Below are 1,010 nucleotides of genomic sequence, written 5' to 3'. Positions count from 1 at the left end.
CCGGCTCGGCGGGCTCGCCGCCGCCGGCCTGTTCGCGGCGGTGTTCCCCGCGAACGTCAAGATGGCGATGGACTGGCGGGACGCCCCGCCGGCGCGCCGCGCGATCGCCTATGGACGGCTACCGCTGCAGATTCCGCTGGTGCTCTGGGGACTGCGCGTGGCCCGGCGCTGATTTCCCGGAAATCGCCCCGCGAGGGGCCGCCGGGCGGCGACGATACGAGAATCATGAGGGCCACCCAGGTACGACCGACCGGCGTGGAACGCACGCTCGGCGAAGACGAACTGATCGTCACCAAGACCGATCCCCGCGGCGTGCTGACCTACGCCAACGATGTCTTCCTGCGCCTGTCCGCGCTGCACGAGGACGAGACGATCGGCAAGCCGCACAACATCATCCGGCACCCCGACATGCCCCGGGCGATCTTCAAGCTGCTCTGGGACGCTCTCGGCGAGCGCCAGGAGGTCTTCGCCTACGTGGTCAACCTGGCCACCGACGGCGCGCACTACTGGGTGCTCGCGCACGTCACGCCGTCCTCGGACGCGCAGGGCCGGCTGGTCGGCTACCACTCCAGCCGGCGGCGCCCGGAGCCCGGCCCGGTGGCGGCGATCAGCAAGATCTATGCCGAGCTGCGCGCCGAGGAACGCCGGCACGAGAACTCCCCCGCCGGGCTGGACGCGTCCTGGGCCCGGCTGCAGGGCATCCTGGCCGAGCGCAACCAGACATATGACGAATTTGTCTGGTCCCTCACGAACGGTGCGTACTAGTGCAGACCGATACCCTGCGGCTCATCACCGATGTCTGCGCCCGCGCCGCCGCCGGCGACTTCGAGGCCCGGCTGCCGTCGATCGGCGAGTCTCCGGAGGCGCAGGCGGCCCGGCACGCGCTCAACGGGCTGCTCGACAAGACCGACTCGTTCGTCCGGGAAGCCGGCGCGGCGCTCGGCGCGGCCGCCGAGGGCCGCTATCACCGGCGCTTCCTGCCGCGCGGCATGCAGCGCGCGTTCCGCGAC

Annotated in this window: 1 protein-coding gene and 1 pseudogene; both read left to right on the top strand. The window is 71.5% G+C overall.

Annotated features, from left to right (window positions below):
• Positions 1-225: 225 nt before the first annotated feature.
• Entirely contained in the window at positions 226-765 is a 540-nt protein-coding gene (locus tag AB0C29_RS50330) for a PAS domain-containing protein (protein ID WP_360550179.1), read from the top strand.
• Positions 765-1,010, top strand: a pseudogene (locus AB0C29_RS50325) (chemotaxis protein); the annotation flags it as partial. The gene AB0C29_RS50330 and the pseudogene AB0C29_RS50325, both read left to right, overlap by 1 nt.

This window comes from Actinoplanes sp. NPDC048791 (genome assembly GCF_040650095.1).
Lineage (GTDB): Bacteria > Actinomycetota > Actinomycetes > Mycobacteriales > Micromonosporaceae > Actinoplanes.
Note: the sequence above shows the minus strand (reverse complement) of the source record. Positions and strands in the feature narration are given on the sequence as shown.